The organism is Rhizobium sp. CIAT894 (genome assembly GCF_000172795.2).
Taxonomy (GTDB): Bacteria; Pseudomonadota; Alphaproteobacteria; order Rhizobiales; family Rhizobiaceae; genus Rhizobium.
The window spans coordinates 1,109,549-1,121,843 of the sequence record NZ_CP020947.1; the positions used below are offsets into that span (position 1 = coordinate 1,109,549).

Here is a 12,295-nt window from a genome sequence, read left to right on the forward strand (position 1 = left end):
CGGGGAGCGTAAATTGAGGTTGAATTTCCAACGCGCCGGTTCCGGTGCTGTCTCGAGCGCAGGAAAGCTTGCCTGGCGTCCATCGGTACGGTCGTCCTTCGTGGTTCTCCGGTTTGGCTCCTTTTTATGCCCGACCTTGTGGATGACGCTTGCCATTCGTTCAAGACTTGCAGTCAGCGCCAATTAGCCAATCTACCCCGAGCACGTCACATTCACCGAGGCGATTGGCAATAGGGGCCATCAAGAGTTAGGAGATGCCTTGCCGCATAGTGTTCAGGATCTCTTATCTTGGTGATAAAAGCACTCACCATATAGGACCACTTGCTTTGCACGTCGCGTCCGCGATGAACGATGTAGAGGCATCCTGGAACGTCAACCGCCGCATCTTCGACTTTCGACCAGGCTCCCAAGAACCGTTTGAAATTGCCAACAAATCCCGACCAGCCGCCATACGCAGTCATGGAATCATAATCCAGGATCAAGGCGTCGTGTTTCCCGGTCGCGGCCTCGTGCAAGCCGGCATATTCTCCCAGTCCGGGCATCGTATCGAATGCGTTCAGGCCAGATCTATCGAGGATCACGTAATTGCGGCTTTGCAGGGAAGGGGTATTCCTGATGGTATCGGCAAAAGCCTCCTGGCGCAGGTGGTCCACATAAAAAATGGCATAAACAAACCACCAATTTACAATGAACACCGCTATCAAGCCGGCAAATGAGGCCACTTTGATCCGATGACGGATCCCGGGATTCTTCGCCGGTAAGACGGCACATGTGATCTTGAAAAGGCCCAGGGTCGAAAAGGCGGCGCCAAACGGAAGCAGCACTTGAAAGCGGGTCGCCATCCAAGGCTCATAGGAGGGTTCCTTCCCAACCAGGACATAGGCCGAGGCTCCAAGACCCAACAGCACGACACCGATGCCTATCAATCCTTTTCCATTGCATTTGACTTCCGTGTCGCTCCCCGAAGAATTTGCTCCAATCAAGTAAACAAACAACAGGGCAGCCAAAAATATCGCCAGGGCAGCGGGTTTTCCAATGTATATTCCATCATATGGGAGAATGTATAAAATTATGACTTTGATTTCCGAAAATATTGTGCCGAAATTGATGTCGATGACATTGTAGCTGGCGGCAAACATGCCGGTTTTCTTGAATAGGAAATGTTGTATTACGGTGTAAAGGAAGGGCAGTAGCAGGATTGCCACCGTTCTCTTTATAACAAATTTGAATTTGCTTAAATAGTTTCTATAATGAATCGGATCTGTTGAAGTCTCGGCTTTCTTGTAAAGCAGGATGGCAGCGATGAAAAAGACCAATAGAAAGGGCGGTATCAGAGCGTTGAACTGAAAGGAAAACATAAATAAAGCGTAAGAAATATACTCTGTATATAAATTTTTATTTATCACTGAAATTACAAAAATATACAACGCAAAAACAAATAGCAGTAGAAAAAATAGCCCTGGATTATTTATAGCGGCAATCCCGGCAAAATTAACCGGCAAAGCTGCTGCGAGTAACGACAGGGCTGTTGCATCAGATTTTGAAAAATCGAAAGATTTTAAGATAAGATAGAATACATGAATGATGAGGTAACCGAGCGCAAAGGTCGAGAAAGCGTAAAACCACCAGCCGATCACTTGAACGGCATAATGATAATATCCGAGAAGCGGAAATCCGGCCTGGGTAAAAACTGATACAAGCATTTCTTTGCTGGCGCCGGAAAGGCTCCAGTCATCCCAATATCGTGCACCCGATAAAAGAAAGATGGGAAGGTGGGCGCCCATATAAACGAGAAATATTTGCAATTCAGCTCTTTTGAAAAGTCCTTTCATGTCGGGCATCTTATGGCTTTCCTTGGACATGCGGGACATCCATTTTTGTACAAATGATCGGTATTGCGTTGTCGGCTCTGTCATTGTTTTCAATCAATGTCAAAGTCGAATGAGCCATCGAAGATGACGGCTAATCCAATGAATGGGACCGATAGACAGGTGCAATAGCAACGAGCGTGATTCGGTTGCCGAACGTGCGCGGTTGATAAACGGTCCTCGGCTAAGTCACTGTTTGCAAACCGAGCGGTTCTCTTAATATAAATTTGCAAACCAATCAGTTCCTTTAATGGAAAAATGTATCGTCGCGAGCGTGGTGGCCTATGACCGCAGTCCTGGCGGAATATCACTTGTCTTATGTGGATTATAATTTAATTAGGGGCGCAAAGCGGGGGCTTTTTTGCTATCGAGCCTTTGACGCTATACGCTGTTTCGGATGTTCGTGAATGAATCGTGTCTCTTTTGCATTGCCTCACCTGATCGGGAAGGAGGCGCTCTATCTCAATGAATGCCTTCTCTCGGGCCAGTGGGGCGGCGATGCAAGCTTCACAAAGCGATGCCATGCGCATCTGGATTCGATGTACGATGCCAGCACGCTTCTGTGCCACTCGTGTACCGCCGCCTTGGAAATGGCCGCAATGCTTCTCCGCCTCGGGCCGGGGGATGAGGTTATCATGCCGTCGTTCACCTTCGTGTCGACGGCCAATGCGGTGGTGCTGCGAGGAGCTGTGCCGGTATTTGTCGACATTCGCAGCGATACGCTCAATATCGATGAAACGCTGATCGAGGCCGCCATCACGCCGAGAACCAAGGCGATCTTCGTCGTTCACTACGCCGGAGTGGGTTGCGAAATGGAGCCTATTCTGGCTATCGCCTCGCGCCATGGACTGGCTGTGGTGGAGGATGCAGCCCAGGCTTACCTGGCGTCCTGGAAGGGGCGTGCTCTCGGAACATTCGGCCAGTTGGCCACCCTAAGCTTTCATCAGACCAAGAATATTGTCTCCGGTGAAGGTGGGGCTTTGATCATCAATGATCCCGCTCTCGTCGAGCGAGCGCAAGTTATCCGGGAGAAGGGCACTAATCGCTCCCAGTTCATTCGCGGCGAAGTGGCCAAATACGATTGGCAGGATATGGGGTCCTCCTTCCTGCCATCTGATTTGGTGGCTGCCGTGCTCCTGGCTCAGCTTGAATACGCCGAAGATCTGACGCGGCAGCGCCTTTCGCTGTGGCATGCCTACGACGCAATATTCAAAGCGGCCGGCCATAACGGGTTGCGCCTTCCTGAAATTCCGGCCGACGCTGCACATAACGGACATATCTATCATCTGCGCTTCGCCAATCTTGAACGTCGCGAAGAAACGCGCCGCAAATTGGTGGCAGAAGGCATAGGGGGCGTTACGCACTATGTTCCGCTGCATTCTTCGCCGGCCGGTGAACGATATGGACTCACGCCCTCGTCGATGGCGGTCACCAACCAGACGGCCGATACCCTGCTTCGGCTGCCCCTGCATGGCGGACTGACCGAGGCAGATATTGCCCGCGTCGCGAGCCGGGTTCTGGAATTTGCGCAATGAAACGTTGTTTGGCGTGCGATGCCGTGTATGAGGCGGACATCTGGCGATGCCCCAAATGCGACACGATCGTGCCTCTGGAAGATGGTTTCCTGACCTTTGCGCCCGCGCTTGCCCATGACAATGACGGTTTTGCGAGCAGTTCACATGAACAGCTTCAGGCCCTGCAGCATGGCAGCTTCTGGTTTCGGGCCAGAAACCGCCTGATCACAGATCTTGTGCGACGGTATTTTGTCAAAAGCCAACGGGCGCTGGAAGTGGGATGCGGCACGGGCTTCGTCCTCACGGCTTTGCGCGAGGCTCTCCCGCAGGCGGTCCTGTGCGGCAGCGAGATCTATCTGAACGGCTTGCCTTACGCGCGCGAGCGGTTGAAAGGGGCGGGCCAGCTTTTCCAGATGGACGCGCGCGACCTCCCTTTCCATGGGGAATTCGACTTGCTTTGTGCGTTCGATGTGCTGGAGCATATCGACGAGGACGAGCTGGTCTTGCGGCAAATGGCCCAGGCCCTGCGGGCGGATGGTGGAGTGTTGCTGGCTGTTCCGCAACACCCCGGCCTTTGGAGCCGCAACGATGATCTGGCATTCCACAAACGCCGTTATCGGCGCGGCGAACTGGAGCAGAAATGTGCGGCCGCTGGTCTCGATGTGATTTTCTCGACATCATTTGTGACGAGCCTGTTGCCGGTTTTCGCGCTCCAGCGCGCCACGCGCAGCCGCTCCAAGGATCATGATCCGGCGCGGGAGCTGCAACTGCCTCGGTTCGTGGACAGGTCGTTCGAGATGTTGCTGGATGGCGAACGACAGCTTATCCGCCTCGGGGTGCGCTTGCCGGCCGGCGGATCGCGTTTCGTGGTGGCAAGAAAGACTGCAGGTGCGCGGTCATGAAACGTGTAGCGATCATACAGTCAGCTTATGTTCCCTGGCGCGGCTTCTTCGACCTTATCGGTCGCTGCGATGAATATATCATTTATGATCAGGTCGCCTACAGCAAAGGCCACTGGCACAATCGGAACAAGATCAAGACTGCAACGGGCACGCGCTGGATCACCATTCCCGTGGTGACTAGCGGCAGGTTGGGGCAGCCCATCGAGGACGTTGAAATCAAGGGCGATTGGGCCGAGGGGCATTTTGCCCAGATCCGTCAGGCCTATAAGGCCGCACCCGCCGCCAAGCTCGTTCTTCCTGTTCTCGAAGCGCTCTACAGCCAGGCCGGGAAATTGAAATTTCTGACTGAAGTCAATGAGTTGTTCCTCAGGCATTTCGTCGAAGCGTTAAAGCTGGATGTTCTGATCACACGCGACAGAATATATGCGCCGCACTCGACGCGAAGTGAGCGCGTTCTTGCCACTTGCCTTGCGGCCGGCGCGACACATTATTTGTCGGGTCCGTCCGCGAAAGTGTATTTGGACGAAACAATGTTTCGGGATGCAGGGATCACGGTGGAGTGGATGAGTTATGGCCCTTATCCGGAATACCCCCAGCTTCACGGTGTTTTCGACGGGCAAGTCAGCATCATAGATCCTATTCTGAATGGGCACGGGGCTGGATCTGTGACCGCGCCCGGCCCGCAACAGGGAGCAGCAGCATGGTAAGCCGTTTGACCTTCATGCGCAAAGCCGAAGATGCTCGGCCGTCTGGGCACGCAACTGAGCAGGCTGGCTTCGCATATATCGGATGCAAACTGTGAATTACTCGATTGTCGTGCCCATCTATGGCGATGGCGGTTTGGCCCGAGACCTCTGTGTGGAAGTTCAGCGGGTCATGCGTGCATTTACAGGTCGCGAGGATCTTGGGGCGATACTGGAGTTGATTTTCGTTAATGACGGTAGCCGGGACAACAGCCTTGAGCTGTTGCTTCCGTTGCAGGCCGAGTTCGATTTCGTCAGGATCATCGATCTGTCAAGAAATTTTGGCCAGCATATTGCCATCGCTTGCGGGTTTCGCGAGGCCGCGGGCGATGTCGTCATCCGAATGAATGTCGACATGCAGGATCATCCGGACCAGATTCCAGCATTGCTCGAGCATATGGCGGCGACGAAGGCGGACATCGTGATCGGACAGTACGAGCAACGCGAAAGCCCGCTGATCAATCGCATGACCGCTCGGCTCTATTATAGTTTTTTTCGAATTATGACCGGTCTCGATTCGCCTCAGAACACGTCTCCCCTGCGGGTGCTGAGCCGCCGATACGTCAATGCTTACAATTGCCTGACAGAAAAGACGCGGTTCCCCCAAGGTCTTGATCAATGGTTAGGCTTCTCGCCACGTTACACTCAAATTGCCCACCGGCCGCGACTGAAGGGCAGGTCTTCCTATAATTTCTGGTCACGGCTGCGGCTGGGGCTTGATGGGCTGCTGTATTTTTCCGAGCGTCCGCTGATCATAATGATGTCGCTGGGGCTGTTCCTCAGCGCATTTGGTACAGTGATGGGCTTGTTGCTTGTGGTGATGCGCCTGTTTTTGACCAACATCGAACCCGGCTTCACGGCTCTTGCTGCAATCGGCCTATTTGCTTTTGGTGTCCAGCTGATTTGTTTGGGAGTTGTCGGCTTTTACGTCGGAAAGATTTTCAAGGAAGTTCAAAATCGTCCGCTCTACATCATCAAGGACAGATTTTGGAGCTAGAGATATCAACTGCTTAGCCACAAATCAGAGATAGACCATGTCGCACGAATCCACCACCATCAGCTATTCACCTTCCACCAGCATCGACGCTAGGCAGAAGATATTCGAATTGCAGAAGACCTATCCTGCAACGCCGGAGGAAAAAGAGCGTTCGCCCGGTCTTTTCCTGCGTGGTTCATTGCTGGCACGTATTCTGGCGATCCGGGATATTTATGTGCAGATCGTCGATATTCCGGGCTCCATTTTCGATATTGGCACATGGCGCGGCCAGACTGCCGTGCTATGCGAGAACCTCCGGGCCATTTACGAACCTCTGCATCTCAATCGTCGAATTGCCTGTTTCGACACGTTCGAGGGCTATGTCGGCTTCTCCGACAAGGATGCTCCATCCGAGCTGCATCGCGACGGCACCTATGGCGTCGGAGGCGAGGAATATGCTGCCTATCTCGACGAATTGCTGAAGCTGCATGAACAATCCAACGCCATGGGAAACAATTTCGGCAAGCATAAGGTGATTAAGGGGGACTGCTGCGAGACTATCCCGAAATATTTCTTTGACAATCCCCATGAATTTGTGGCGCTCGCCTTCTTCGATGTGAATTCGTATCAACCGTCGCTCGAAGCCTTCGAGGCTGTTTGGCAGCGGATGGTACCGGGCGGCATTGCTGCTTTTTGGCAGTTGACCAGAAATGTCATTCCGGCTGAAGGACGCGTTTATGCAGAGAACATCGTCGGCAGATACGGCCATAGTCTGCACCGATGCCCTACCTATCCTGGGCTATGTTATCTGAAAAAGATCTAACTCGCATTTTTCGCTTGGAGTGCACATGAAACGGGTGGTGCTGGGAAACGGCGTTGTAGGACTGTCGATCGCTTTCGGCTTGCTGCGGCGCGCAAACGCGTCGGATGAAATCGTGGTGGTCGGCCCCCCGCAACGTCCAGGGTCCGCGACGCTTGCAGCGGCGGCCATGCTCAATTCCTTCGCTGAAATTGAGCATGGCGGTCTCGATACCGATATCGATCTCTTTCGATTTGAGATGAGTCATCGGGCAACGCGCCTCTGGCCCGCTTTTGAGCAGTCACTTATCGACGCAGCGGGGGACACACTTCCCTCTGGTTGCTCTGCCTGCCAGGGATGCTCGGGCGGCGGATGCTTTAAGTCAGGCACTTACGTCGTCAACAACAATGCCGCCGACGATCTCGATGACCTTAATTTCGACGCCATTCTCACTGCGCTGATCGATTTCAACGAGCAACACGACGTTGTTTCGCCGAAAGACATTCCCCACTACAAGCCGCACCAGCGTTACCGCGCGAGCCGCGCCCTCTTCATTCATAACGAGGGCTGGTTTAATCCGCGCATCATGCTGGAGAAGATGGAGGGTGCGCTACGCCGAGCGCCGAATGTGCGCTTCATCGAAGAAGGTGTCGATCGCTTTAACCATGCGGATGGGGCGATCACTTATGTCACTCTGATGTCCGGCAAACAGCTCGAAGGCGACCAGTTTGTCCTGGCTACCGGCGCAACGGCGTGGGACGTCCTCGATCGCAGCGGGCTGCGGGACGTAATCCAGCGCATCTTCTATGGCATCGGCACATCGATAGAAATCCGCAGCCCCGATGACGCACTCTCCCATGTCATCCGGACCCCCAACCGCGGCCTGGCCTGTGGCCTGTATGCTGCCCCCTATTTCCAAGGGCCAAACGAACCGAACGATCACGTGCTCGTCGGGGCCAGTAACTTTATCGCGCCGCAGCTCCATGCGCATGGCCGCCTGACGAGCATAGAAGGCCTGCTTAATGGAGCCATAAAGCAAATTAACAGCAATTATTACCGGGCCGACCTGATCCGTGTGAACGTCGGTGCGCGACCTAACAGCCAGGACACCTACCCGCTGCTCGGCAAGACGTCGATCGATAATCTTTTCGCTGCCACGGGAACAAAGCGAGACGGATTCCATCTCGCACCTTTGATCTCCGAGGTGATGGCCAAGATGTTGCACGGTGAAACCGTTGACGAGCGTTACGCACTTTTTGCACCTAGTCGTAAGCCGCTGCGCACGATGACGCGGGATGAAGCTGTCTCGAAAGCCGTCCGTCACCAGATGAGCGCTGCCTACCAGCACGGATTTTCGCCTGCGACGAGCCGCATGCCGGATCAAATTGCGGCAAACATGCGCGACGCCGTGGAACGTTTGCACGATCAGGTCGGCGCCAAGGACTGGGGCATACCGCCTGAAATGCTTGACATGTATCGCTACGGACATGCCATTCCATGATCAATGAGGTCTTGAGAGCATGGCAGTCTGTCCCTGATACTATTTGCGACCGGAGCGCAACGCCATGAAGTTGCTTCTGGCGATCCTGCCGACTGTCATGCTTACGCTGTACAGTCAATTTATCACCAAATGGCGCGTCGGAGTGCTGTCGGAGCAGGTTGGCTCTGCCGCCGTACTGGCAAGGGTCATTCGCTATCTGAGTGATCCATTTATTCTTTCATCCTATGCTATGACACTTATCGCGTCGATCGCGTGGTTCGCCGTGCTCGAACGCTATGAACTGTCATTGGCCTATCCGATCTTCATCGGTGTGATGTTTGCTTCTGTGACGGTTGGAGGAATGCTCGTCTTTGGTGAGCCGGTAACGGCCATCCGGCTTTTTGCTATTGTGTTGATCTTCCTAGGAATTATCGCTGGCACGCGTTAAGTGTGTGATCCAAGGCGACCTGCTATGGCCTGTTGAGTGCACTGGCTGGCCTGCTGCCGTCTTCGCAGACACCGAGATAAGGTGTTGGACGAAACACAGAGTTGGAACGCAGAGAAGCAGGAAACGGCCTGCTCTTCGCCTAGACCCAAGACCATCTCGTTGAACGTGATGTCCTTTTCTCTTCGGTCATGTCGAAGATAAAATCCTCATAAGCATCCAGACTGGAGCCGCGGCGCTACCCCAGCGTCTTCCTCCGTGAGCCGCGCGCACCGCGACACCCAACATTTATCACAACCCGGAGCCCACCCCATGCTCGTCCATAACTGGCGCGCCGTGATCAAGCACGCCTGGTCCGTCCGCCTCATGGCGCTGGCGCTGCTCTGCATCATGCTTGAGCCCGTCATCAATTTCGTCGCGGCAACCTGGGTGTCGCGCAATCTCTACATCCAGCTCGCCATGTCGGCGGCAACGGGACTTTTCGCCGTTGCGGCGATCGTCGCCCGCATCTTCGTTCAGCAGAAAATCTCAGGAGAACTGAATGGCAAACCGCCTGCAGAAGGGTAGTGCCGCAGCTGCCATGGCTGTGGCGCTGGTCGGGTCGTTCGAGGGATTGCGGCAGAATGCCTATCCCGATCCGGCAACAAAGGGGCAGCCGTGGACGATCTGCTATGGCAGCACCAATGGCGTCAAGCCTGGCGACCACAAGACGGTGGAGCAGTGCAAGGCGCTGCTGGCGCTGGAGCTCGACACCTATGCGCGCGGCGTCGAAAGCTGCGTGCGCGTGGCCCTGCCGGATGCCCGCTTCGTGGCGCTGACCTCCTTCGCCTATAATGTCGGCGTCAAGGCGGCCTGCGGCTCGAGTGCGGTCAGGCTCATCAATCAGGGCAGGACGGCCGAGGGCTGCGAGGCGCTGTTGAAGTGGAACCGTGCGGCCGGCATCGTCTTTCCGGGCCTCACCCGGCGCCGGCAGAAAGAGCGGCAATTCTGCCTGGAGGGCATCTGATGTTCTCCGTTCTCGACACGCTCAAGATGGGCGCCGGCATCGCCGCCGGGCTGGTGCTCTATCACCTCTATGCCGTTTCGATCGGCTATCCCTCGGCGGCCCGGCAGGCCCGCGCCGGCTATATCATGCTGGCCGAGAAGGCTGCGGCCGAGGCGAGGGCGGCCGAGATGGAGCGCCAGCGCAATGCGGCCTCGCTCGCCACCGAAGAGAACCGCAAGCGCCTTCTCGCCGCGGAGGCGGCTGAGCAGGCGGCCAGAGACACACTCGAAATCGAGATCCAATCCTATGAGCTTCAGCTTTCGGAAAAGAACCGCGCTTGCGCTGTCACTGCTGCTGATCGCCAGTGGCTGCTTCGCCACTGAGCGGCTGAACAGGGCCTCAGCGATGAAGGGGCAAACGGCAGCCGGCATCACGCTGCCGCCCTTGCCCGACGATCTGCGCCGGCAGGAAGCGCATGCGCCCGTGCTCGAAGGCGAGCCCGTCATCGCGGTTCTCGCCCGCGAGCGCCAGGCGCTCGACCGCGCCAATGCCCGCCAGGGGCGCAGCGTGCAATTTTATGACGACCTCACCAGCAGATATGGAGCGCGCCGATGACGCTTGCACTCGGTATGGGACTCGGTCCTTCATTCGCGAACGCTATGGCCGATGGCCATCCGGATTGGGTGCCGGACCCGAACCGCTATATGCCCTTCTCGATGGGATGGCGCTGGCCGGCCGGCTTCGTGATGGCGGCCGGCACCGGGCTCGGCGCGGTCGGCGGAATTCTCGCCATGGCGAATGGTCCGTGGGACATCACGTCGCCGAGGTTCCACTTTTCAGGTTGGGCATGCACGGAGGGCAGCAACGCTCCGCAGGAGATTGTCTATCCGACGGCGGCGTTCGATATCGGCTGCGACATCTCGACCGACCGCATCAACTGGGTTCCCTTCGACTTCGCCGGCAGCGCAAGCTTCAATATGCCCGCGCAGAACCAGGGAACATGGGCTACGGCGAATATCACGCTTCCGAAGGACTCGATCTTTTATCTGCGTCCGAAGCTGCTGATCGCCGAAGGGCAGTCCTATATCGGCAACTACCGCATCCAGAAACATCGCAATGAGAAGATGTGGGGAGCGGCGGACTGGACAGCCCTGCAGGCTTTGATGGATGGGGACGCACCGAACACCGCCGCGCTCGACCAGTTCTACAATACGGTCGGCAACGCCAGCAACAGCCAGCTCCTGCTCTACGGCCCCGATCTGATGGTGGGGCTCGGTTGGGATGGCCGGCCGATCCCGATCATTCTCAATGACAGCCTTGTGGAGCGCCAGGAAATATCCGCTTCAGCGGACGCTCGCAGGAACCTCGGCCTATGGCGTCGATGGCTGGATGAGCCCGATCCGAAGCAGGGCAGGCTCGTTGGCCTGATCATGGGCGTGCCCGGGTCAAAGGCCGCGAACGAGCTGGCGGGCTCCGGCGCCACGATCGCGACAAGGCGATGGGCAATCATCGACGAGGTGAAAACGCTCAATGGCGGCAAGAACTGCTGGACCGGGATCGCTGCCATTGAGGATGGGTCGAACGACAACAGCGCGACCCTGTCGACCTGGCAGAACGCTATCTACTCCTTGACCTCCACGCGATTTCTCGGCCGCTATCCCGGCGCCAGGATGCTCGCAGTTCCGATCCCGGGGCGCACCAGCGTTGGCACGAGTCTCAACTTCCAGACCGTCGCAGGGCAGACGATCGGTTCGCCATGGAGCACGAACCTCGACACCGTCAACGATGCGTTGCGCGCGGGCGGCGGCGGCCGTTTCGCCGACTACATCGACGCGTATGCGTTCACGATGGATCCCGCGAACCATGGAAAGTTCAAGGGTGCCGAAAGCTTTCCGATCGGGAATGTCTCCGGCGCGACGACGAGCTCCGCCGCGGTCAAGGTTACTCAGCCGATCCTTCCCGGCGCACGGGTCAATTTCGAGACAGTGCCAGGCACCACCTACACCACGCAGATCGTGCTCACCTGTGCTCCGGACGGAGGCGGCCTCTATGACGTCGTCCTGCAAGGCAACATGACCCTGCCCGACGGCGCCGCGGTTTTTGGACGGGTGACAGAGGACGGCACGCATCTTGCCCTTTACGGCATCATGGATTCTTTCGTGCGCTGGCCGCAGGCCCATAAATCAAAATTTTATCCCGTAGTTTAGAGGCACCAGCATGAACACATCCGACTTCGACCCGCGCCTGCACCAGCAGATGGGGGAGCTCCTTGCCGAGGTCCGCAATCTCCGGGATGCCTTTCGGCAGTCGGAGATAAAATCGGATAACAGCCGGTCGCAGATGCATGGCCGGCTTGATTTGCTCGTCGACCGGGTCGCCAAGGTCGAAGGCACCGTCTCCGCCGTGCAGGAGGATATTTCGGAAATGCGACCGGTGACCGACGACGTGCGCAGGTGGAAATTGATGGGGCTTGGCGCTCTGGGGATCGTCGGGGTCGGGGGCACGGCCCTCGGTGTCAGCCTCGCCGGCGTGTTCGACCAAGTGATGAAGTACCTGCACCGGTGAAGGCAGAGAGGCAAACAA

14 protein-coding genes are annotated in these 12,295 nt (G+C 56.4%); 13 read left to right on the forward strand and 1 reads right to left on the reverse strand.

What is annotated here, in order from left to right:
* Window positions 1–212 precede the first annotated feature (212 nt).
* On the reverse strand, window positions 213–1,862 hold the full coding sequence (locus RHEC894_RS05460; RefSeq protein WP_245339500.1) for a hypothetical protein: 1,650 nt from the start codon (window positions 1,860–1,862) through the stop codon (window positions 213–215).
* A 413-nt stretch (window positions 1,863–2,275) separates the two neighbouring features.
* On the opposite strand from RHEC894_RS05460, the gene rffA reads away from it, so the two are divergent.
* From rffA to RHEC894_RS05525, 13 genes are all read left to right on the forward strand, one after another.
* Window positions 2,276–3,403, forward strand: a complete 1,128-nt coding sequence (gene rffA, locus RHEC894_RS05465) for a dTDP-4-amino-4,6-dideoxygalactose transaminase (protein ID WP_085736543.1) — start codon at window positions 2,276–2,278, stop codon at window positions 3,401–3,403.
* The gene (locus RHEC894_RS05470) at window positions 3,400–4,284 is read left to right on the forward strand and encodes a class I SAM-dependent methyltransferase (protein WP_085736544.1); all 885 of its coding nucleotides are present in this window, start codon (window positions 3,400–3,402) and stop codon (window positions 4,282–4,284) included. Before rffA ends, RHEC894_RS05470 begins: the two co-directional genes overlap by 4 nt.
* On the forward strand, window positions 4,281–4,991 hold the full coding sequence (locus RHEC894_RS05475) for a WbqC family protein (protein ID WP_085736545.1): 711 nt from the start codon (window positions 4,281–4,283) through the stop codon (window positions 4,989–4,991). The genes RHEC894_RS05470 and RHEC894_RS05475 overlap by 4 nt, the downstream gene beginning before the upstream one ends.
* A 91-nt stretch (window positions 4,992–5,082) precedes the next feature.
* Window positions 5,083–6,024, forward strand: a complete 942-nt coding sequence (locus tag RHEC894_RS05480) for a glycosyltransferase family 2 protein (RefSeq protein WP_164517665.1) — start codon at window positions 5,083–5,085, stop codon at window positions 6,022–6,024.
* A 37-nt stretch (window positions 6,025–6,061) separates the two neighbouring features.
* Window positions 6,062–6,826, forward strand: a complete 765-nt coding sequence (locus tag RHEC894_RS05485; RefSeq protein WP_085736547.1) for a TylF/MycF/NovP-related O-methyltransferase — start codon at window positions 6,062–6,064, stop codon at window positions 6,824–6,826.
* Window positions 6,827–6,851: 25 nt separating this feature from the next.
* The gene (locus RHEC894_RS05490) at window positions 6,852–8,303 is read left to right on the forward strand and encodes an FAD-dependent oxidoreductase (RefSeq protein WP_085736548.1); all 1,452 of its coding nucleotides are present in this window, start codon (window positions 6,852–6,854) and stop codon (window positions 8,301–8,303) included.
* Between the two features lie 64 nt (window positions 8,304–8,367).
* A complete protein-coding gene (locus tag RHEC894_RS05495) occupies window positions 8,368–8,730 on the forward strand; it encodes a hypothetical protein (protein ID WP_085736549.1) in 363 nt (120 codons plus the stop codon).
* Between the two features lie 309 nt (window positions 8,731–9,039).
* Window positions 9,040–9,294, forward strand: a complete 255-nt coding sequence (locus tag RHEC894_RS05500) for a hypothetical protein (RefSeq protein WP_085736550.1) — start codon at window positions 9,040–9,042, stop codon at window positions 9,292–9,294.
* Complete coding sequence (locus tag RHEC894_RS05505; protein WP_085736551.1) at window positions 9,269–9,733, forward strand: lysozyme; 465 nt, start codon at window positions 9,269–9,271, stop codon at window positions 9,731–9,733. Before RHEC894_RS05500 ends, RHEC894_RS05505 begins: the two co-directional genes overlap by 26 nt.
* Window positions 9,733–10,095, forward strand: coding sequence for a hypothetical protein (locus RHEC894_RS05510; RefSeq protein ID WP_085736552.1), 363 nt, complete (start codon window positions 9,733–9,735; stop codon window positions 10,093–10,095). The genes RHEC894_RS05505 and RHEC894_RS05510 overlap by 1 nt, the downstream gene beginning before the upstream one ends.
* A gap of 22 nt (window positions 10,096–10,117) precedes the next feature.
* Entirely contained in the window at window positions 10,118–10,327 is a 210-nt protein-coding gene (locus tag RHEC894_RS05515) for a hypothetical protein (RefSeq protein ID WP_085736553.1), read from the forward strand.
* Complete coding sequence (locus tag RHEC894_RS05520; protein WP_125460943.1) at window positions 10,324–11,919, forward strand: hypothetical protein; 1,596 nt, start codon at window positions 10,324–10,326, stop codon at window positions 11,917–11,919. The genes RHEC894_RS05515 and RHEC894_RS05520 overlap by 4 nt, the downstream gene beginning before the upstream one ends.
* Before the next feature lie 10 nt (window positions 11,920–11,929).
* A complete protein-coding gene (locus tag RHEC894_RS05525) occupies window positions 11,930–12,277 on the forward strand; it encodes a DUF1515 family protein (RefSeq protein WP_085736555.1) in 348 nt (115 codons plus the stop codon).
* Window positions 12,278–12,295: the final 18 nt, after the last annotated feature.

Excerpts from the sequence above, each read along its gene's own strand:
- RHEC894_RS05460 (WP_245339500.1), bottom strand. The coding sequence starts at position 1,862 with ATGTCCAAGGAAAGCCATAAGATGCCCGACATGAAAGGACTTTTCAAA.
- rffA (WP_085736543.1), top strand. The coding sequence starts at position 2,276 with ATGAATCGTGTCTCTTTTGCATTGCCTCACCTGATCGGGAAGGAGGCG.
- RHEC894_RS05470 (WP_085736544.1), top strand. The coding sequence starts at position 3,400 with ATGAAACGTTGTTTGGCGTGCGATGCCGTGTATGAGGCGGACATCTGG.
- RHEC894_RS05475 (WP_085736545.1), top strand. The coding sequence starts at position 4,281 with ATGAAACGTGTAGCGATCATACAGTCAGCTTATGTTCCCTGGCGCGGC.
- RHEC894_RS05485 (WP_085736547.1), top strand. The coding sequence starts at position 6,062 with ATGTCGCACGAATCCACCACCATCAGCTATTCACCTTCCACCAGCATC.
- RHEC894_RS05490 (WP_085736548.1), top strand. The coding sequence starts at position 6,852 with ATGAAACGGGTGGTGCTGGGAAACGGCGTTGTAGGACTGTCGATCGCT.
- RHEC894_RS05495 (WP_085736549.1), top strand. The coding sequence starts at position 8,368 with ATGAAGTTGCTTCTGGCGATCCTGCCGACTGTCATGCTTACGCTGTAC.
- RHEC894_RS05500 (WP_085736550.1), top strand. The coding sequence starts at position 9,040 with ATGCTCGTCCATAACTGGCGCGCCGTGATCAAGCACGCCTGGTCCGTC.
- RHEC894_RS05505 (WP_085736551.1), top strand. The coding sequence starts at position 9,269 with ATGGCAAACCGCCTGCAGAAGGGTAGTGCCGCAGCTGCCATGGCTGTG.
- RHEC894_RS05510 (WP_085736552.1), top strand. The coding sequence starts at position 9,733 with ATGTTCTCCGTTCTCGACACGCTCAAGATGGGCGCCGGCATCGCCGCC.
- RHEC894_RS05515 (WP_085736553.1), top strand. The coding sequence starts at position 10,118 with ATGAAGGGGCAAACGGCAGCCGGCATCACGCTGCCGCCCTTGCCCGAC.
- RHEC894_RS05520 (WP_125460943.1), top strand. The coding sequence starts at position 10,324 with ATGACGCTTGCACTCGGTATGGGACTCGGTCCTTCATTCGCGAACGCT.
- RHEC894_RS05525 (WP_085736555.1), top strand. The coding sequence starts at position 11,930 with ATGAACACATCCGACTTCGACCCGCGCCTGCACCAGCAGATGGGGGAG.